At 71.1% G+C, this 19,978-nt stretch carries 18 protein-coding genes; 8 read left to right on the forward strand and 10 right to left on the reverse strand.

The annotated features are described in order from the left end of the window. The 3 genes from typA to VK923_17170 all read left to right on the forward strand — a co-directional run. Positions 1-1,779, forward strand: a 1,779-nt coding sequence (typA, locus tag VK923_17160) for a translational GTPase TypA (GenBank protein HSJ46408.1), incomplete at its 5' end; no start/stop codon positions are given. Between the two features lie 27 nt (positions 1,780-1,806). After that, the gene (locus tag VK923_17165) at positions 1,807-2,616 is read left to right on the forward strand and encodes a hypothetical protein (GenBank protein HSJ46409.1); all 810 of its coding nucleotides are present in this window, start codon (positions 1,807-1,809) and stop codon (positions 2,614-2,616) included. A gap of 83 nt (positions 2,617-2,699) precedes the next feature. Continuing rightward, positions 2,700-3,533 (forward strand): alpha/beta fold hydrolase, encoded by an 834-nt coding sequence (locus VK923_17170; protein HSJ46410.1) that lies wholly within the window; start codon positions 2,700-2,702, stop codon positions 3,531-3,533. Positions 3,534-3,605: 72 nt separating this feature from the next. Here VK923_17170 and VK923_17175 read toward each other — a convergent pair whose 3' ends face one another. The 6 genes from VK923_17175 to VK923_17200 all read right to left on the reverse strand — a co-directional run bounded on the left by VK923_17175 (position 3,606) and on the right by VK923_17200 (position 9,963). Then, on the reverse strand, positions 3,606-4,628 hold the full coding sequence (locus VK923_17175; protein ID HSJ46411.1) for a hypothetical protein: 1,023 nt from the start codon (positions 4,626-4,628) through the stop codon (positions 3,606-3,608). A gap of 164 nt (positions 4,629-4,792) precedes the next feature. After that, positions 4,793-6,217 (reverse strand): FGGY family carbohydrate kinase, encoded by a 1,425-nt coding sequence (locus VK923_17180; protein HSJ46412.1) that lies wholly within the window; start codon positions 6,215-6,217, stop codon positions 4,793-4,795. Between the two features lie 30 nt (positions 6,218-6,247). Continuing rightward, positions 6,248-7,258, reverse strand: a complete 1,011-nt coding sequence (locus VK923_17185; GenBank protein HSJ46413.1) for a glycine betaine ABC transporter substrate-binding protein — start codon at positions 7,256-7,258, stop codon at positions 6,248-6,250. A 42-nt stretch (positions 7,259-7,300) separates the two neighbouring features. Then, positions 7,301-8,059, reverse strand: a complete 759-nt coding sequence (locus VK923_17190; GenBank protein ID HSJ46414.1) for an ABC transporter permease — start codon at positions 8,057-8,059, stop codon at positions 7,301-7,303. Positions 8,060-8,093: 34 nt separating this feature from the next. Further along, complete coding sequence (locus VK923_17195; protein ID HSJ46415.1) at positions 8,094-9,284, reverse strand: betaine/proline/choline family ABC transporter ATP-binding protein; 1,191 nt, start codon at positions 9,282-9,284, stop codon at positions 8,094-8,096. A gap of 31 nt (positions 9,285-9,315) precedes the next feature. Continuing rightward, positions 9,316-9,963 carry an ABC transporter permease gene (locus VK923_17200; protein HSJ46416.1) on the reverse strand — a complete coding sequence of 216 codons (648 nt, stop codon included), beginning with the start codon at positions 9,961-9,963 and terminating at the stop codon, positions 9,316-9,318. A 232-nt stretch (positions 9,964-10,195) separates the two neighbouring features. Between VK923_17200 and betC the strand changes: the two genes are divergently transcribed. Then, the gene (betC, locus tag VK923_17205) at positions 10,196-11,803 is read left to right on the forward strand and encodes a choline-sulfatase (protein HSJ46417.1); all 1,608 of its coding nucleotides are present in this window, start codon (positions 10,196-10,198) and stop codon (positions 11,801-11,803) included. Here betC and VK923_17210 read toward each other — a convergent pair. Then, positions 11,764-12,450 carry an XRE family transcriptional regulator gene (locus tag VK923_17210; protein HSJ46418.1) on the reverse strand — a complete coding sequence of 229 codons (687 nt, stop codon included), beginning with the start codon at positions 12,448-12,450 and terminating at the stop codon, positions 11,764-11,766. The two genes, betC and VK923_17210, sit on opposite strands and share 40 nt — an antisense overlap. Positions 12,451-12,583: 133 nt before the next feature. Between VK923_17210 and VK923_17215 the strand changes: the two genes are divergently transcribed. Then, complete coding sequence (locus tag VK923_17215; GenBank protein ID HSJ46419.1) at positions 12,584-13,396, forward strand: MBL fold metallo-hydrolase; 813 nt, start codon at positions 12,584-12,586, stop codon at positions 13,394-13,396. 23 nt (positions 13,397-13,419) lie between these two features. Here VK923_17215 and VK923_17220 read toward each other — a convergent pair whose 3' ends face one another. Then, positions 13,420-13,926: an MFS transporter gene (locus VK923_17220; protein ID HSJ46420.1), complete on the reverse strand. Its 507-nt coding sequence runs from the start codon at positions 13,924-13,926 to the stop codon at positions 13,420-13,422. An 89-nt stretch (positions 13,927-14,015) separates the two neighbouring features. Here VK923_17220 and VK923_17225 point away from each other — a divergent pair, with 89 nt between their 5' ends. Further along, the gene (locus VK923_17225; protein HSJ46421.1) at positions 14,016-14,600 is read left to right on the forward strand and encodes a TetR/AcrR family transcriptional regulator; all 585 of its coding nucleotides are present in this window, start codon (positions 14,016-14,018) and stop codon (positions 14,598-14,600) included. Positions 14,601-14,688: 88 nt separating this feature from the next. Here VK923_17225 and VK923_17230 read toward each other — a convergent pair whose 3' ends face one another. Continuing rightward, positions 14,689-15,888, reverse strand: coding sequence for an MFS transporter (locus VK923_17230; GenBank protein ID HSJ46422.1), 1,200 nt, complete (start codon positions 15,886-15,888; stop codon positions 14,689-14,691). A gap of 77 nt (positions 15,889-15,965) precedes the next feature. On the opposite strand from VK923_17230, the gene VK923_17235 reads away from it, so the two are divergent. Then, complete coding sequence (locus VK923_17235; GenBank protein ID HSJ46423.1) at positions 15,966-17,462, forward strand: TIGR03560 family F420-dependent LLM class oxidoreductase; 1,497 nt, start codon at positions 15,966-15,968, stop codon at positions 17,460-17,462. Between the two features lie 40 nt (positions 17,463-17,502). Continuing rightward, complete coding sequence (locus tag VK923_17240; protein HSJ46424.1) at positions 17,503-18,555, forward strand: alpha/beta fold hydrolase; 1,053 nt, start codon at positions 17,503-17,505, stop codon at positions 18,553-18,555. Positions 18,556-18,622: 67 nt separating this feature from the next. On the opposite strand, the gene VK923_17245 is transcribed toward VK923_17240, so the two are convergent. After that, the coding region (locus VK923_17245) for a 5'-nucleotidase C-terminal domain-containing protein (protein ID HSJ46425.1) at positions 18,623-19,978 on the reverse strand (1,356 nt) is incomplete at its 5' end.

Raw genomic sequence — 19,978 nt, forward strand, 5'->3', positions numbered from 1 at the left:
GTCGACCACGGCAAGACGACGCTGGTCGACGCCATGCTCTGGCAGTCGGGAGCCTTCCGCGCCAACCAGAATGTCGCCGAACGCGTCCTGGACTCGATGGACCTGGAGCGGGAGAAGGGCATCACGATCCTGGCCAAGAACACGGCGGTCGCCTACGGCCACGTCACGATCAACATCGTCGACACGCCCGGGCACGCCGACTTCGGTGGGGAGGTGGAGCGCGGCTTGGCGATGGTCGACGGCGTGCTCCTCCTCGTCGACGCGTCCGAGGGCCCGCTGCCGCAGACGCGGTTCGTGTTGCGAAAGGCGCTTGAGGCCCCACTGCCCGTGATCCTGGTCGTGAACAAGGTCGACCGGGCCGACGCCCGGGCCGCCGCCGTGGTCGACGAGGTCTACGAGCTGTTCCTCGACCTCGACGCGACAGAGGCGCAGATCGAATTCCCGATCATCTACTGCGTCGCGCGTGAGGGGCAGGCCAGCCTCGACCCCGACGAGCGCGGCACCGATCTCGCGCCGCTGTTCGAGCTGTTGCTCGACCACATCCCGGCTCCGACCTACACCGAGGGTGCGCCGCTGCAGGCCGCCGTGACCAACCTCGACGCGTCGCCGTACCTCGGCCGGCTGGCGCTGTGCCGCGTCCACGAGGGCGTGATCCGCCGCGGCGAGCCCGTCGCGTGGTGCCGGCTGGACGGATCGATCGAGCGCGTAAAGGTCACCGAGCTGCACATCACCGAGGCGCTCGACCGCGTGGCCGCACACGAGGCACGTGCCGGTGACATCATCGCCATCGCGGGGCTGCCCGACGTCATGATCGGCGAGACGCTCGCCGAGGCCGACGACCCGCGGCCCCTGCCGGCCCTCCGGGTCGACGAGCCCAGCCTCTCGGTCACGATCGGCACCAACACCTCGCCGCTGGCGGGACGCGACGGCGACAAGGTCACCGCCCGGCTGCTCAAGGCGCGGCTGGACGCAGAGCTGGTCGGCAACGTCTCGCTGCGGGTGCTGGCCACCGATCGACCTGACACGTGGGAGGTGCAGGCTCGCGGCGAGCTGGCGCTGGCGGTGCTGATCGAGCTGATGCGCCGCGAGGGCTATGAGCTCACGGTGGGCAGACCGCAGGTGGTCATGCGTGAGATCGACGGGCGCGCGCACGAACCCATGGAGCTGGTCTCGATCGACGTGCCCGGGGAGTACCTCGGTGTCGTGACCCAGCTGTTCGGGCTCCGCAAGGCGCGCATGGAGCAGATGGTCAATCACGGCACCGGCTGGGTGCGCATGGAGTACCGCATCCCCGCGCGTGGCCTGATCGGCATCCGCACCGAGTTCCTCACCGAGACGCGCGGCACCGGAATCCTGCACCACGTGTTCGAGGGCCACGAGCCGTGGCACGGCGAGCTGCGAACCCGTCCGGCCGGCAGCCTCGTCGCCGATCGGGCCGGCGTCGCGACTGCCAACGCCCTGTTCAACCTGCAGCAGCGCGGCACAATGTTCATCGGCCCGGGCGCCGAGGTCTACGAGGGCATGATCGTCGGCGAGAACGCCCGCGGCGAAGACATGGACGTCAACCCGACCAAGCCCAGGAAGCTGACGAACGTGCGCGCGCCGGCGGCCGACGAGTTCGCCCGGCTGGTCCCGCCACGCCTGCTGTCGCTGGAGCAGACGCTGGAGTTCTGCCGCGCCGACGAGTGCGTCGAGGTCACCCCGGACGCCATCCGCCTGCGCAAGGTCACGCTCGACCGGGGCGGTCGTCGCCGGGCGGCTGCGCGGGCCGGGACTTGAGCCCGATGCGTCAGGCTACCTGTGCGGGTGGGTGACGCGGTGCGTCAGGAGACGGCACTGAGCGCGAGGTGCTGCTCGCACGCCGGGCGTGCGACCGTCGCCGGGCTCGTGCTGCTGGTGTCCGCGTGCTCCACGCCAGCGGACGTCGCCGCTTCGGGCACCGGTCCGTCGACGCGTCCGTCGGTGGCCGCCGTGACGCCGAACGCCGTGCCGTCGGGAGCGGTCGAGAGCGTCGAGCCGCAGCCGCCACAGCCCGATGCCGAGCTACGCGGGGACGAGCAGGGGTGGTTCGCGCCGGACACCACGCTGACCGTCTTCGGCCTGCACACGGCACTTGTCGCGCACGAGCAGCCGGGCGCCTTGGCGCCCGTGGTCGGCTACCTGTGGCCGACCGACGACCACACCGCGACCGGACGTGCCCGTGCCGTGGCCGACGGCCTGTGGGTCGAGGTCGAGCTGGCGGACGAGGCGACGACCGGGTGGGTCGACCGGCGCTTCCTCGGGGTCGCCGGCGCGATCGAGGACGTCGCCGCCGAGGTCCCCGCCGCCGAGCACACGCCGGTGGGCGCGGACGCGCTCGACCTGGGCACCACGGTGCTGCGGGCGCTCGGGTACGACCCCGAGGGCCTCGGTACGACGCTGTCCCAGGATCCGGTCGTCAGGCGCCGAGCCACGGTCGCCTTCGACGTCCGCCTGGCGGACGACGTGATCCTGGGCGAGCGGATCAGGGTGATCGGTGTTCCGACTGACGCGACCGAGGGCCGCTTCGAGCTGCTGCGCGTCGAGCGCACGCTCATCTGCGCACGCGCCGTGACCCCTGACGGGACCTGTCGGTGACGGCGGTCGGCGAGCGAGAATGTGACCGCGATGATCCGCCCAACCAGGGGCGCCGTCCCAGCGGGAGGTGCCGGGTGACCGTCATGCTCGTCGGTGCGGTGGCGTTCGCCGGCGTCGTGGCCGCGGCAGCCGTGTGGCTCCGGCAGGACGCGCTGATCTACTTCCCGTCCGACACGGTGCCGTCGGCAGCCGACGTCGGGCTGCCCGAGGCGGAGCCGCTGACCGTACGGACCACCGACGAGCTCGACCTGGACGCCTGGTACGTGCCGGCCGAGGGCGACCCGGTCGGCGCGGTGCTCGTGCTCCACGGCAATGCCGGCGACCGCGCCGACCGTGCGCCGCTCGCCATCGCGTTGCGTGAGCGCGGGCTCGCCTCGCTGCTGCTGGACTACCGCGGCTTCGGCGGGAACCCCGGCACACCGTCGCAGCAGGGCCTGCTGAACGACGCCGAAGCGGCCGCCGTTGCGCTCGAGCGCCACAGCGGCCTCGATCGGGACCGGCTCGTGTACTTCGGCGAGTCGCTGGGGTCCGCGCCCGCCGCCTGGCTCGCCTCCCGTCGCCCACCGGCAGCCGTGGTGCTGCGCTCGCCGTTCCCGAACCTGACCGAGATCGGCCGCCGGAGGTTCCCCTGGCTGCCGGTCGAGTGGCTGCTCCGTGACCAGTACCCGCTCGCGTCGTGGATCGTCGACTACGAGGGACCGCTGTTGGTGATCGCGGGCGAGCGGGACCGACTCATCCTCGTGTCTGACAGCCAGCGGGTGGTCAATGCCGCCGGCGGGGCAGCGCGGCTGCTCGTGGTGCCCGACGCGGGCCACAACGATCTGGAGCTGCTGGCCGGTGCGACGGTGCTCGATGGCATCACCGCGTTCCTGCGCGACGATGCCGGCCTGCCGGTCCGTGACGCCCCGGCCTCCTGATCGGGGCGGGTCACAGCGCAGGTGCTCACAGCCTGCCCCGGGCCGGAGCACGCGTCGCCGCACCCGGCCAGGTCAGGTGGCGGGCTGCGGTGCGGGGGCGGCGCCCGGTTGCTCGTCCGCCGCGTCGCGGACCTGTTCGACGTTTGCGTGCGCGAGCTCGATCGCCCGCACGATCTCCTCGAGGATGCGGATCTGCGGGGCGTCGTCGTCGTTGCGCTCGCGCTGCTCCTCGAGCTGCGACACCACGCCGTCGCGCAGGTCGTCGAGCGCCTCGAGCACCGATGCGGTCGTGGCGACGTCACCGTGTCCGGGCGCGACGATCAGCGCATGGCTCATCTGCAGCTTGACGAGCTCGGTCCGCGCCTGCGCGAGGTCGAGCGCGAGCAGGCGCCGGACACGGTCGTTGCCGTCCCCGTCGCCCTCGGTGTCCTCGGTGAGGTCGCCACGCCGGTCGGTGAGCCACAGCCCACCGGCCATGGTCACGTCTACGGCCGACAACGATCCGCCGGCCAGCAGCGCCAGGTGGTGCTCGCTGCCGAGGACGTCGTCCGGAATCGCGTCGCCGACGGATCCCGGTGGAGGCGGCAGCACGAGCTCTCCGGTCGACAGCGCCGGGATGCTCTTGACCCTGTGATCGGGCCGGCGCCACCGTGACGGACGGTAGGCGGTGAGCGCCTCGTTCCAGACCTCCCAGAGGCGCGCGGTGTCCACCTCGTCGAGCGCGAGGGCCTCGGCGAGCAGGCGGATCGCCTCGTCGGCGTCGTCGACCGCGACCTTGAGCTCGTAGGGTGCGAACGCGTCGCTCATCAGGACGTCGACCAGGAGCGCACGACGGTGGCCGGGGGTCCACGACGAGGTCACGTCGGCGAAGGTGTCGAGGAGCTGGCGGACCGATGGGCCGCTGCCTCCGTACCCCTGGAACTGGTTGAGGTCGTCGGGGAAGGCGGTGCGCAGCACGTCCCACTTGTCGTGCACCACGGACTGCTTGCGCTCGCGCCTGCGTTCGTCGGCTTCCTTGTCCGTCAGCTGTATCGCCATCAGCAGCGTCGCCAGACCGAGGCCGAGCCGATGGGCATGATCATCGGCGGGTCGCATCGCTCCTCCTGCGCACGGGCACCGCTCGAAGGTGCCAATTGGATGGCACCTTGCATGCCCATACTGCGCGCGATCTGCACCGTCGGCAGCGATGATGTCGCGTGAGTGAGCACGATGTTACTGTTGGCCATGTCGTCGATGCGAATAGTAGTATCTCGGCTACGTCACGTAGGTCTCCTCTCCCGCCAGCGTCGCCACGCTGCCTCCGTCGGGCCAACCGTTGCGGCGTCGGGATCGACGACGATGATGTCGGCGATGTGGTCGGCGGTCGGCACGTGTCCGCCGACCGCCGCGGCGGCCAGCCGGGCCGCGCCCACCACGGACACGTGCGCGATGGCGCGCACGTGCAGCGGGCGGGCCAGTGTCGTCGCGAGGAGGGACCGCCATCTGGGATCGTCGGTGCCACCGCCGACGAGGTGGACCGTGTCGATCGCGATGCCCTCATCGATCAGTGCCTCGAGCCCGTCACGCAGGGCGAACGCGACGCCCTCCAGCGCCGCCCGCAGCAGGGCCGCACGCCCGTGCCGCAGCGCCAGGCCCTGCCAGGCCGCCCGGACGTGCGGGTCGAGCACCGGGGTCCGCTCACCAGTGAGGTAGCCGTGGAACGTCACGCCGTCCGCACCGGGTGCGACGTCGTCCAGCGCGCCGTGGACCTCGGCCCAGTCCGCGTGCAGGACGTCGCGGACCCACTCGAGCGCGAGGCCCGCGTTCTGGATCGCGGCCATCGCATACCAGCCGGAGGCGGTGGCCCGGCGGTAGCGGTGGGTCACCGGCGTGTCCGACAGCGTGGGGTCCGACAGCGGCACGATGACCTGGCCGCCGGTTCCGACCGACACCTGCGCCCCGCCGGCGGCGAGGCCGCTGCCGTGCAGCGCGGCGGCCGTGTCCGCGGCGCCCGCAGCGACCGGCGTGCCCACCGGCAGTCCGAGCAGGTCACCGCCATCGGCGGTGAGCGTCCCGGCCATCGACTCCGACGCGACCACCGGTGGCAGCCATCCCGCGGGGATGTCGAGCAGGTCGAGGACAGCGGACGACCACGTGTCGGCCGACACGTCCCACAGCAGGGTCGCGGACGCGTCGGACGGCTCGGTCGCCGGGGCGCCGGTCAGTGCCAGTCGCAGCCAGTCCTTCGGTGACACCGCCCAGCGGATCCGTCGACGCAGGCCCGGGTCGCCCTCGATCGCCGTGGCCACCAGCGGGCCGAACATGCCGGGCGCCGGAGGGTTCCCCAGGTTCCGCCGCACGGCGAATGGCAGGTTGGCGTACCGGGCGCACGCCGCCGTCGCTCGCGTGTCGGTCCACAGCAGGGCCGGGCGCACCGGAGTACCGTCCGCAGCGGTGCACACCACCCCGTGCATCTGACCGGACAGGCCGACCGCTTCGATGCGACCCGCTCCGGCCCCGGCGAGTGCGTCGCCGACAGCGGTGACGACCGACGACAACCAGACGGAGGGGGCGATCTCGGCCGCCCCCGGAGCCGGCTGCTCGACACGGTGCGGCGCCGTGCCGAGGCCCCGGATCTCGCCGCGCTCGTCGACGACCGCGGCCTTCGTCGATCCGGTCCCGAGGTCGATGCCGAGCACCCGCATGACGACGCCGGGACGTGGACGACGCGGGCGCTACTCGATGAAGCCCTCCTCCTGCAGGTACTGGGCCGCGGCATCCTCTGGGAACTCGCCGTCCACGTCGACCAGAGCGTTGAGCTCGGTCATGCGTGCCTCGTCCAGCGGCGGCGTGATCGTCTCGATGACCGCAGCGAGGTCCTGGTTCTCCTCGTAGACGTCGTTGGCGATCTGCACCGCCGACAGGTAGCTGATGAACGTGTTCTCGTTGTCCTCCATCAACGCAAGGTCCAGTGACTGGATGCGGCCGTCGGTGGTGAACACCTCACCGAAGTTGCACGGCTGGCCGTCGGCGGTCGACTGGTAGATGACGGCGAACTCCTGCTCGGTCAGCTGGTTGTCCGGCCAGTCGACGTCGAAGTTCTCCTCGAACCGTACGAGGCCGTCGTCGCGTGTCGCGAACGTGCTGTCCAGGCACAGCGTGGCCGGGTCGGGGTTCTGCTCGATGAAGTCGGCGACGTCCTGCAGGGTGCTCAGCCCGTTCTCGTCGGCGAACGCCCGACGGGTCGCGATGCCGTAGGTGTCGTCGAACGGCGCCGGCTCCGTCCAGAAGATGTCGTTCTTCTCGAGGTCCTCTTCCTTGACCGCCTCGAACTGCTCCATCGGATCGTCGATGGGCTGGTCGTGGCCCAGGTAGTTGATGTACGCGGTCCCCGTGTACTCCCACGCGGCGTCGAGCTCACCGGCCAGCAGCGCCTCGCGCGCGCCCGCAGGGCTCGGCAGGTTCTCGGTCAGGTCGACCGTCGCGCCGGCGGCCTCCCAGGCCTGCTTGGCGAGCTGGCCCAGGATCAGTTGCTCGGTGAAGTCCTTCGAGCCCAGCCGGACGCTGACGCCTGACAGGTCGTAGGCCTCGCTGATCAGCTGGCCACCGCCCTCTGAACCTCCGGCTGCGCCCTCGCTCCCGCCGGACTCGTCGCTGCCGGCGTCGCCGCCACCGCAGGCGGCGAGCCCGAGAACGAGTACCAACGTCAGCGCCAGCCGGCGGGCCATGGTCAGTGAGCGGTGCATGTCAGTTCCTCCCGGTCGGTGCACGCGATGCGCGCATGTGAGCTACAGGCCCTTGGGGCGCAGCTGGTCCTCGGCGATGCCAGCGAGCCAGTCGGCCAGGATCGCCATGACCGCCGCCCCCAGCGCCCCCACGGCGACCGCCAGCTGGCGGCCCTGCGTCTGGCCGGCGGTGATGAACCGGCCGAAGGTGCCCGCCCCGATGAACGCACCGAGCACGCTCGTTGCCACGGTCAGCACCAGCGCGGTCCGCACGCCGGTCAGGAGGATCGGCACGGACAGGGGCAGCTCGACACGGAACAGCGTCGCGGCCTTGCCCATGCCCATGCCGCGCGCGGCCTTGATGACGCCCGGGTCGACCTGCTGGAGGCCGACCATCGTGCCTCGCAGCACCGGCAGGAGGGCGTACGCCGTCATGCCGATGATCGTGGCGCGGGCACCGTTGCGGATGAGCCAGATGTAGATGCCGAACAACAGCCCGATCGCGGGGAAGCCCTGCCCGATGTTGGCGACCGCGATGATGTACGGCGTGATCCTGCGCGCCCACGGTCGCGTCAAAGCGATGCCGACCGGCACGGCGATGACCAGCGTGAGCAGTGTCGCCCACAGCGAGATCGAGATCTGCTCCTCCGCGGCGCGGACGACGTTGGGCCAGCTGATGATCCGCTGCTCGATCGAGTCGAGCTCGTGGCTGCCCAGGTACAGGTACATCGCAAGGCACGCGATCCCCAAGAAGACCGGTACGCCAACGTACCGCGCGAGCCGCAGCGACCTACGTGAATCCTCGCCCGCGGCCACGCTCATGAGCTGTCCCCGTCGACGGCGCTGCGGAAGGCGCTCATGTGCCCTCCGGTGCCGTCGCGCCGTCCGCCTCGAGCGCCGCTGCGCGCATATCGCGGATGGCGGCGGTGATCGCTTCCAGGTCCACCGTGCCGGCGTAGGCGCCATCGCGGTCGACGACCACGGCGACGCCGTTCGCGCTCAGCAGCATCTCCTGCAACGCTTCGTTGAGCGAGGCGCGCTCGTCGACGGTCGCCTGGACGGGCGTGCCCGTGGTCCGCAGATCCCGGTGCTGGTCGAGGTCGTGCGCGCTGACCCACCGTTCGGGCCGGCGGCGGTCGTCGAGCAGCAGGAGGTGTGCCTGGCCGGCGTCGCGGAGCCGCTCGCGGGCCTGCTGTGTCGTCGTGTCGGCGCCGATGGTCGGCCACTCGTCGACCGCGACGCCGGTCTCGTCGATCCTGGTCAGGTTCAGACGTTTGAGCAGGATCCCGGAGCCGAGGAACTCCTCGACGAACTCGTTCGCGGGGTCCGACAGGATGGTCTCGGGTGTGTCGTACTGCGCGATGCGTGAGCCCTCGCGCAGGATCGCAATGCGGTCACCCATCTTGATCGCCTCGTCGATGTCGTGGGTGACGAACACGATGGTCTTGCGGATGTCCTCCTGGATGCGCAGGAACTCGTTCTGAAGCCGCTCGCGCGTGATCGGGTCGGTCGCACCGAACGGCTCGTCCATCAGCATGACCGGCGGATCGGCGGCCATGGCGCGCGCGACGCCGACGCGCTGGCGCTGCCCGCCGGACATCTCCTTGGGGTAGCGGTCGCGATAGGTGGCGGGATCCAGACCCACGAGCTCGAGCAACTCGTCGACCCGCTCGTCGATCTGCCGGCTGTCCCAGTCCAGCATCCTCGGCACCGTCGCAACGTTCTGGGCGATGGTCTGGTGCGGGAACAGGCCGATCTGCTGGATCACGTAGCCCATCCGCCGCCGCAGGTGGTCGGCGTTGACGTGGGTGACGTCCTCGCCCTCCAGGAAGATCCGCCCGGACGTCGGTTCGATCAGCCGGTTGATCATCTCGAGCGTCGTGGTCTTGCCGCAGCCGGACGGCCCGACCAGGATCACGATCTCGCCCTCCGGCACATCGAGGTCGAAGCTGTCCACAGCGGGGGTTTCCTGCCCGGGGTAGCGCTTGGTCAGCTGGTCGAGCCGGATCATCGGCTCACGGCGCGCGCTGTCGCTGCTTGAGGTCATGGCTGTGACCTACCGCTGTCGCTGCTTGAGGTCATGGCTGCAGCCCCCGTGGTGTCGTGAGGCGGCCAAGGAGCGCGAGCAGAGCGTCGAGCAGGAGCGCAACGAAGATGATCGCGACCGTTCCGATCACGATCTCGGGCAGTGCGCGGGCCGTGCCCACCGAGCTGATGGCGCTGAAGATCAGCTCACCGAGGCCCGGTCCGGCGACGTAAGCCCCGATTGCGGCGATACCCACGATCAGCACGGTCGCGACGCGAAGGCCCGAGAGGATGACGGGGTACGCCAGTGGCAGCTCGACCCGGAGCAGCAGCTGCGACCGTGACATGCCCATGCCGGTCGCCGCCCGCACGATCGCGGGGTCGACCTCGCGCAGGCCGGTGATCGTGTTGCGTACGATCGGCAGCAGGGCGTAGATGACCAGGACGGTGATCGCCGCTGTCCAGCCGAGGCCGACTATCACGATCAGCGCACCGAAGTATGCCAGTGCCGGAATCGTGAACAGGGTGTTGGTCGTGACCAGCAGCACCGTCACAGCCCGGTCGTTGCGGTATACCAGCACACCGAGCGTCACACCGATGACCATCGCGATGCCCACAGCGATCGCCACCGCAATGAGGTGTTCGAGCGTCAACTCGAGCACGACGTCCCATCGCCGTGCGAGGTAGTCCGTGACGCTCATCGGTGCGCGCTGTGCACGAGGTGTCCTTCTTCGGAACGGGACCGGTCACGCCAGCCCATTCCGGCGCACCGCCCCTTGCCGGTCCTCCTACAGGATGAGTATACGGGACATGTCGCGATCAGACCGTGCGGCCGCTCGTCGAGCCGCGGCGGCGTCCGCGTCGGGCAACAGCGGCATTTCAGTACAGGAAACAGAGCTTCCTGCAAGGAAACTGCGTGTGCTATGGTGCGGTATGGCTGCGCACCCCAACATCCTGCTCGTGATGGCCGACCAGCTGGCCGCCCCCTTCCTTCCCATCTACGGACACCCCGTCGTCCAGGCACCCGCCGTCGAGCGCCTCGCCGGTGACGGCGTGGTGTTCACTTCGGCCTACGCCACGAGCCCGCTGTGCGCTCCGGCGAGGTTCGCGATGCTCAGTGGGCAACGCAACAGCCGCATCGGTGCGTACGACAACGCGTCAGAGTTGCCGGCGGCGGTGCCGACTGTTGCCCACCACCTGCGGGCCCTCGGCTACCGGACGACGCTGTGTGGCAAGATGCACTTCGTCGGCCCCGACCAGCTGCACGGGTTCGAGCGCCGCCTGACGACGGACATCTATCCATCGGACTTCGGGTGGACGCCCGACTGGGACGATCCCGAAGGCCGGTTCGGCTGGTGGTTCCACAACGCCGACAGCGTGGTCAACGCCGGTGTCGCCGAGGCCACCAACCAACTCGACTTCGACGACGAGGTGGGGTTCCTCGCGGTCCGCGAGCTGCGCGACGCCGCTCGCAGCGCCGACGACCGACCCTGGTTCCTGACGGTGTCGTTCACCCACCCCCATGATCCCTACGTCATGCGGCAGCGCTACTGGGACCGGTATGACCATGACAGCGTGGACATGCCGCGGGTGTCGGCTGGGGACGTCGACCCCGACCCGCACAGCCGCCGGCTGCGCCACGTGTCGGCGCTGGACGCCGCTGAGCTGACCGACGCCATGGTCCGCAACGCCCGCCACGCCTACTACGCCGCGATCTCGTACATCGACGATTGGCTGGGCCTGCTGCGCGCCACGCTGGAGGCGTTCGGCATGGCCGACGACACCGTCGTGATGTTCACGGCGGACCACGGCGACCAGCTCGGTGAGCGCGGGCTCTGGTACAAGATGTGCTTCTTCGAGCATGCCGCGCGGATCCCCCTCGTCGTCCGTGTCCCTGGCGGGGCGCGAGGTGTCGCCGTCGACGACCACGTCTCGCTCCTTGACGTGCTGCCGACGTTGGTGGACCTGGCTGGTGGTGACGTGAGGTCGGACCTCGGACACATCGTGGACGGCGCGAGCCTGGTCCCGCAGCTGCACGGCGACCGCGACGCCGACCGTACGGTGCTCGGCGAGTACCTGGGCGAGGGGGCGATCGCCCCGGTGCTCATGATCCGCCGCGGGCGCTGGAAGTACGTGTGGTCCGCTCCGGACGGCCCTCAGCTGTTCGACCTGGCGTCGGACCCAGACGAACGGCGCAACGTCGCGCACGACCCGGAGCGCACGGACGTCGCTGCAGCGTTCCGCGCCGAGATCGACCTGCACTGGGACCACGAGCGGATCCACCGCGAGGTCCTAGCGAGCCAGCGCGCCCGCAGGGTCGTCGACCGGGCGCTGCGCAGCGGCCAATACGTCGCGTGGGACCACGTACCGGTCCCCGACAGCGCCAACCAGTACATGCGCAATCACCTGGACCTGAACACGCTGGAGCTCGCCCGTCGGCTGCCCCGTCCTCAGGTCGCCTCGCCCCGACCGGCGGTGGCGGCACAGGCCGCGGCGAACGGTCAGGTCGCCGCGGCCAGCTGGTCGCGCACGTTGCCGTAGCCCTTGATCGACAGGAACTGGATCGGCAGGCGCATCAGCTGGGTGGCACCGTGTGACACGTCGCCCTGGAACTGCAGGATGTCACCGGCCTCCAGCACGAAGCGGCTGCGCCCGCAGCCGTACTCCATGGCCCCGTAGATCATGTAGAGCAACTCTGATCCGCCGTGTTGATACAGCGGGAAGTGCTCGACCGGCTCGGTGAACGTGATCAGCACGGGCTCCATGCGCTGGTGCTGGCCGCGCAACATTCCCAGCGACGTGTAGTCGGCACCCGGACGCGGGCGGTCATGGGTGAGCCGCAGACCCTGGCCGGACTTGACGAACACGACCTCGTGCTCCTCGTCGAGGCCGCGGAAGAACGCCGTGATCGGCACGCTCAGCGCAACAGAGAGCCGCGCGAGCGTCGACAGGCTCGCCGATGCCCGGTTGTTCTCCACCTTCGAGAGCATGGCCTTGGACATGCCGATCCGGTCGGCGAGGTCGGCAACGGTCAGATTGAGCGAGTTGCGGAACTCCCGCACCCGATCACCGACCACCTCGCCGAGGTCGTTGACGAGGTCCTCGAGGTCGTGCTCGTCCACTCGTGTCGCCTCGGCGTCGGCGAGCACAGCGCGTAGGTACGGGTCGGCGTTGTCGGCGGCAGTCACCGGCGTTGGCCTGTCGCTTCGCGGTCTGAGGCCATTGACTTCGATGCTACCGACGCGACGTTCCTTGACACATCGAGGATCCATGTCGCACCGTCGTGCCACACCACACACCCGGATGTCTGGAACGAACATCATGCCCGCCCGCCGTCGCGTCGATCGGCGCGTCTTCCTGTCGCAGGCCGGCCGCATGGGCCTGGGACTCATGCTGTCGACGTCGGTGGTGGCGTGCGCGACCGATGCCGCCGACGAGGTGGGCGGTCAGGCGCCATCCTCCACGCCACCGCCGCCACCCGAAGCCTCCTCACCCGTGGCGTCGCCGCAGGCGTCCGCTCCGTCGGACCGGGCGACGCCCGCCGCCCTCGACTGGAAGCGCATCGACTTCGGCTTCGTGTCAGCGTACCTGCTGGTCGACAACACCCAGGTTGTCGTCGTCGACAGCGGCGTCGAGGGCAGCGAGGCCGACATCGAGGAGGCGCTGACCGACCTCGGAATGGGCTGGTACGCGGTCGAGCACGTCATCTTCACCCACAAGCACCCTGACCACATCGGCAGCGCCGCGGCGATCCTCGAGGCGACCGATGCCGACGCGCACGCCGGCGAGGGGGACCACGTCTCGATCGTCGGGCCGCGACCGGTGTCACCGGTCACCGACGGCCAGGACATCTTCGGGCTGCAGATCATCACGACGCCGGGCCACACGCCGGGCCACATCAGCGTGCTCGACCCCGGCGGCGGCGTGCTCGTCGTCGGTGACGCGTTGGTGGGCCCTGGTGACGGTGGTGGCGTCGCCGGTCCCGACGCCGCCTACACGCAGGACATGGACACGGCGCACGAGTCGGTGCGCAAACTCGCCGGCTACCGGTTCGACACCCTGTTGTTCGGCCACGGCGAGCCGGTCGAGCAGGACGCCGCGGGGCTGGTCAGGGAGCTCGCCGCGCAGCTGTAGGTCGTGCCGCCGCCTCGGCGTGGTCATGGGCCGGTGTCGCCGTCGGTGACGTCGTGCGGCCCGAACCTGGCGACCATTGCCGCGGCGCCCAGCGCGACGACGGTCCCCACGACGAACGCGGTCCTGAAGCCCGTGACGACGCGGCACGCGCCACCTCCGCCACCTGCCGGCCGAGCTCGGGGTCCTCGATGCCGCCGGCGACCTCCAGCGCGGCGCCGACGGAACGCGGCGCCGCCGAAGACCGTCAGACCGACCTGCAGGGTGCCCTTGCGTCCATACCGGTCGCCGAGCGCGCCCGCCGGCAGCAGGATGGCCGCGAACGTGATCGCGTAGGCGTCGACGATCCACTGCAGTTGGGTCTGCGTCGCGCCGAGCTCCCGCACGATGGTCGGCAGTGCCACGTTCAACGACGAGTTGCCCGCGACGATGAGCACCAGCGACAGGCACAGGACCCCGAGGATGCGCCACCGGTGTTCGTGGATCTCGCCCTGGCTGATCGGCGGCTGGATGCGCGGCAGGGCTCGGGTCATGGGTGCCTCGGGGGGTGTAGCGTGGAAACGAGACGCTCCCGTATCGTAGCGTTCCGAGACGCTGACGTCTCATAGTTGGGAAGCACGCCATGGAGACCGAGGAGGCGCCGACCGACCCGCGGGTCGTTCGCTCACGCGACAAGGTGCTGACCGCCGTCCGCGAGCAGCTGGCGGCGCGCGGCTACGACGGCCTGACCATCGAGGGCGTCGCCGATCGCGCCGGAGTCGGCAAGGCGACCATCTACCGGCATTGGGACTCGAAGGCGCAGCTGGTCGTCGACGCTGCCAGCCACCTGCGCGCCGCGGAGGCCCCGCCGCGCGAGGGCACCGTCGTCGAGCGGACCACACGGCTCTACGAGTCGCTCGCGTGGCGGCTGTGGGATCCCTCCTGGTCCCGCCACCTGCCGAGCCTGCTGGACGCCGCGGGCCGCGACCCGCAGGTCGCGATGCTGTTCACGGCGTTCATCGACGGCCGACGTGCGCCGACGGCCGACGTCATCCGTGACGGCGTCGCGCGCGGCGAACTGCCGGAGGCGACCGACGTCGACGCGACGATCGACCAGATCGCCGGCCCGTTGTTCTATCGCCGCTACTTCAGCGACCGGGGCGTCGCGGACGGCGAGGTCGCGGATCTGGTCCGCCGTGTGCTGGCGGACCCCCCGCTGCGGCGCTGAGCGCTCCTGAGGACCGCGCGGCAGGCGATCAGGCCCGACGCTCGCGATGCGGCGCCCGAGAGCACGAGCACGCCCATCACGTCGTGAATCACGCCGGAGCCTCCGCCTCCGGGGCCGCGCCGCCCATCCGACCGAGCAGCGTGTGCAGCACGAATGCGGCGGTCGCCGAGCCGGCACCCACCCACAGCGCCGCGCCGAAGTCCCCACCGTCGCCCAGCCACGCGCCGAGCTGTGGGCCGAGCAGTCCGGCGACGCCCCATCCGGTGAACACCCGCCCGTAGTTTGCGCCGAAGTGGTCCGTGCCGAACAGGTCGGCGGTCAGCGCCGGTATCAACGACGATTGCGTGCCGTACCCGACGCCGACGAGCACCATCAGCACGAGCACGGGTGCCGTCGCGGCAGCCAGCGACAGCATGACGCAGGCCACGGCCAGGCCGGCCGTGGCGGTGCGCAGGCCCGGCAGGCGGCCGATGCGGTCCGACAGCCAGCCGCCGCCGGCCCGACCCGTGAGGTTGCCCGCGCCCAGCACGGCGACCGCAGCACTGACCGCGGCCGCGCTCAAGCCGCCGGCGTCGGCGATCGACGCGGCGTGAGCGACGACGAGCAGGGCGGGCAGCGTGCCGAGCAGGAAGGCCAGCCACAGCGTGAACCCACGGGGCCGCAGCAGCAGCGGCCGGTTGCCCACCCCGGGGGGCAGACCGGGGTCCTCATCGTCGCGGTCGTCCACGCCGCGCCCGAGCAGCAGCCCGCCGGCGACGAGCGCGACGCCGATCCCCGTGGCGAGCACCAGGAACGTCGCGCGCCAGTCCCACCGGGTGAGGACGGCCGTGATCACGGGCGACGCGACCAGCGGACCGGCGGCGTAGGCGCCGACCACGATGCCGAGCGCGAAGCCGCGCCGCTCGCCGAAGCTCTTGCCCGCCACCGCGACGGCGGCCGCGTATCCCAGGCCGTTGGCGATGCCGAACAGCACGCCGTATCCGACGACGACCCAGACCAGCGACGCGGCCCGCGCCGCGATCACCAGGCCGACGGCGCCGGCCACCGCGGCACTCAGCACGATCCTCCCGGGGGGCCAGCGGTCGACCACCCGGCCGCCTGCCAGCACGACCGTGGCGAACACGACCACCGCCACCGAGAACACCGACGAGACGGCTGCGGCGGAGCGGCCGAACGTGCCCGCCAAGGGGCCGACGAACAGGCTCCACGAGAACAGCGAGCCCAGGCACAGGTTGACCAGCGCACCGCCGGCGAGCAGGCGTGCGCCACCGAGGGGGGCATCCGACATCCCTTCCACGCTAGGGCCTGGCCCGCCGGGTCGGGCACACTGCGACGTGATCTGATCGACTGACGCGGTGGGACAGTGTGGCGACGGAGGTGCGGCTGCCGACCCGGGCGCTGATCGTGCTCGTCGGCCCGTCAGGTGCCGGCAAGTCCGACTGGGCGGCGCGGCACTTCGACGGCGGTCAGATCGTGTCCAGCGATGCACTGCGCAGCCTGGTGGGGGAGGGGCCGCACGACCAGCGGGCGGGCAACGACGCGTTCGCCCTGCTCGACGACGTGGTGAACCGCCGGTTGCGGCGCGGCCTGCTGACCGTCGTCGACTCTCTCGCGCTCGACGGCACCCGCCGCCGTGGCTACGTGGAGGCGGCGCGCCGCCACGGCGTGCCGTGCTACGCCGTCGCGTTCGACGTCGACGCTGCGACCTGCCGGCAGCGCAACCGGCGCCGCGACGGACCGGTGCCGTCGAGCGTCCTGAGCGGCCAGCTGCGCGCTTGGCCGCAGGTGCGTGACGGGCTGGCGGACGAGGGCTTCGACGGCGTGCTGGCACCGGGTGACGTCGCGCTCGTACCGGAGGCGCTCCTGGCCGCGCCCGCGGCCGCTGCACGCCAGCGACAGGAGGCGATGCCGATGCGGTTCGGACTGCAGATCTCGGCGTTCCAGTGGCCGGACCGACCCCACGGCTCGGCGCACCGGCTGGCAGCCATCGCACGCGCCGCGGAGGAGGCCGGGTTCTCGAGCGTGTGGGTCATGGACCACATGATCCAGGTCCCGCAGGTGGGCCGGGAGTGGGAGGACATGCTCGACAGCTACACCACGCTGGGCTACCTGGCCGCGGTGACGCGCACCTGCCGGCTCGGGGTGCTCGTCACGGCGGTCACGTTCCGCAACGTCTCGCACCTGGCCAAGATCGTCGCCACGCTCGACGTGCTGAGCGGTGGGCGGGCCGTGTGCGGGCTGGGTGCCGCGTGGTTCGCCCGCGAGCACGCGGCGTACGGCTGGACGCTGCCGCCCGTGCGCGAGCGCTTCGCGCTGCTGGAGGAGGCGCTGCAGCTGCTCCCACTGATGTGGGGCCCGGGCGCGCCGACCTTCGACGGCGAGCTCCTCGGCCGCCGCGAGGCCATCTGCTACCCGCGCCCGCTCCAGGAGCACGTGCCGATCCTCGTCGGAGGCGGCGGTGAGCACCGGACGCTGCGGCTGGTCGCGCAGCACGCCGACGCCTGCAACCTGATGGGCGAGCCCGACGTGGTACGGCGCAAGGCCGCCGTGCTCGCCGGCCACTGCCGCGACCTCGGACGCGACCCGTCCGAGGTCGAGGTCACCCACCTGTCGCCGGTGCTGGTCGGTCGCGGGCGTTCCGAGGTGGTGGAGCTCGTCGACGCCATCCGCGGACGATCGGCCACCCGCGCCGCCGCGACGGAGCGGCTGACGGCCGGCACCGTCGAGGAGCACACCGGCCGCTTCCGGCAGCTGGCCGAGGCGGGCGTCCAGACCGCGATCGTCAGCCTGGCCGACCTCGAGGACGCCGTCGCGATCGAGCGGTTCGCGCCGGTGATCGCCGCCTTCGAGCCCGACCTCTAGGCTCGGGCCGAGGCGACGACAGGGGTCATCGATGTACACCATGCCTGGGTCGATCACGGCGATCGACGTCGACACCGACCGGCTGCGGATGCACTGCCTGACCCGCGGGCACGACGACGGCACACCCGTCGTGCTGGTCCATGGCAACCTGTCGACCGCGCTGTTCTTCGACCAGCTCATGGACCGCGCGCCGGAGGGGCTGCGGCTCGTCGCGCCGGACATGCGCGGCTTCGGCGCGACGCAGCGCGCGCCGATCGACGCCACGCGAGGGCTGCGCGACTGGTCCGACGACCTCCATGCGCTGGTCCGGGCGCTCGACCTGGAACCGGCCGTCCACCTCATCGGTTGGTCAACCGGCGGCGGCGCGGTCATGCAGTACGCGATCGACGACCCTGGTGGCGTCGCATCGCTGACCCTGGTCGACACCGTGTCGCCGTACGGCTACGGCGCGACGACGGACGCCGCCGGCACGCCCGCGTCGCCCGACTTCGCGGGCAGCGGCGCCGGCCTGGCCAACCCCGAGTTCGTCCGCCGCCTGTCCCAGGGTGACACGAGCGCCGACAGCCCGGTGTCACCGCGCAACGTCATGCGCGCGTTCTACTGGCACCCGGAGGTCACCATGGATCCCGCCCGCGAGGACGCGCTGGTCGCCGAGGTGCTCCTGTCGCACGTCGGCGACGACGGCTACCCGGGTGACGCGACGCCGTCGGACCACTGGCCCGGCGTCGCCCCCGGCACGAAGGGGATCCTCAACACGCTGTCAGGGCGCTACTTCGACACCAGCGGCATCGTCGACATCTCGCCGAAGCCACCGATCCTGTGGCTGCACGGCGACGGCGACCAGGTGGTCGGGGACCGGTCGATGTTCGACGCGGGCGCGCTCGGCGCCCTGGGGGTGCTGCCGGACTGGCCCGGTGACGATGTGCACCCGCCACAGCCCATGAAGGCGCAGATCCGGGCGGTGCTGGCCACCTACGCCGAGCGCGGCGGCGTCACGGTGGAGCACGAGGTCGCCGGCTCGAGCCACGGACCGTTCATCGACCACCTCGATGAGTGCGCCGACCGCATCTGGGGGTTCCTGGCCGGCGGGTGACCACCAGCCCGCTGACGCGATCGGGGGCCCGCCGTGGTGTGGCGGGCCCCGTTGACGTCACGTCAGCTCACGGGATGATGCGCTCGCGATCGGCCGGGTCCACCGGGTCGCTGTACTCGGCGGCCGTGATGGTGCCGAGCCCCGCGATGTAGTCGGCCAGCGACTGCTGGTACGAGATCCCCAGCGTGGTGAAGTCGTAGGCCTCGAACATGTCGTAGCCGTCGTTGCCGGCGGCGAGGAAGTCGATCGTCGCGATCGTCACGTCCTCGGTGGACACGAGCTGCCCGTTCTGCACGACGACCGTGCCGTCGTCCAGCGTCAGGTTCTCGACCCTGCTGCCCGCCGCGGCGGCCTCGTCGTACTCGACGGTCAGGCCGGCCCACTGCCCGAAGGAGCCGGCAGGATCCGGCAACCCGGCCAGCCCGTGCTCCACCGCGGCGACGAAGTCGGCCGACGACACCGTCAGCACCGAGACGAAGTTGCTGAACGGCGCGATGTCGAAGGTGTCGAGCAGTGTGATCTCACCAGGCCCGATGATCGAGTCGTTGCGGATGCCGCCGCCGTTCTGCAGCGCGACCTGCGGTTCGGGCACCCCGAACTCCGCCGCACGGGCCTGCGCAGCGGCCAGGTGCGCATCGGCCAGCAGGTTGCCGAGGTTCGTCTCGCGGGACCGCACGTCGTTGCGCACGCCGTTGAGCCCGATCTCGCTGGTCGCGATGACGGTCTCGGCCAGCTCCGCGACGTAGGCGGCGACCGGCTCCTCGACGTTGCGCAGGATGAACGGATCCTGTGGCAGGTCGCTCGTGACGGGCTCCAGCGCCCACGCGAAGCCGAGCACCTCACCCGCCCTGTCGAACTCCAGCTGCAGCCGCCCGACGTCGAAGTAGTCGCCGGGCACCGTCACGACCGGAACCGTGTCGCCGTCGAGGTCGGTCGCCGTCAGCGCGCGTGGCAGCCGCTCGCCGCCGCCACCACCGATCACCGCGTCGAGCCCGGACAGCTGCGAGGCCAGCTCCACCTCGTTGGTGATGTCCTGCAGGTGGCTCGACAACAGGATCTTGTCGACGCCCCTGGCCGTCAACGCGTCGATCTCGCGCTGGACCACGGTGACGAGGTCCTCGTCGATGATCACGTCGCCGGGGCTCGACACCTCGCGCAGCTCCGGGGTCGTGGCGCCGATGATGCCGATCCGCTCACCGCGCTCCCTGACCACGACGCTCGGCCGGATGCGGCCCTCGTCGACGAGTGCCTGCAGCGCCGGCTCCTTGGAGAAGTCGAGGTTGGCCGACAGGAAGACGTCGTCGTTGCCCTCGAAGCTGTTGATGAAGTTCGCGAGCACGTCGGGACCGAAGTCGAACTCGTGGTTGCCGATCGTGAACGCGTCGTAGTCGAGCGAGTCCAGCGCGATCGCGTCGTAGTAGGG

The organism is Euzebyales bacterium (assembly GCA_035461305.1).
Taxonomy (GTDB): Bacteria; Actinomycetota; Nitriliruptoria; order Euzebyales; family JAHELV01; genus JAHELV01.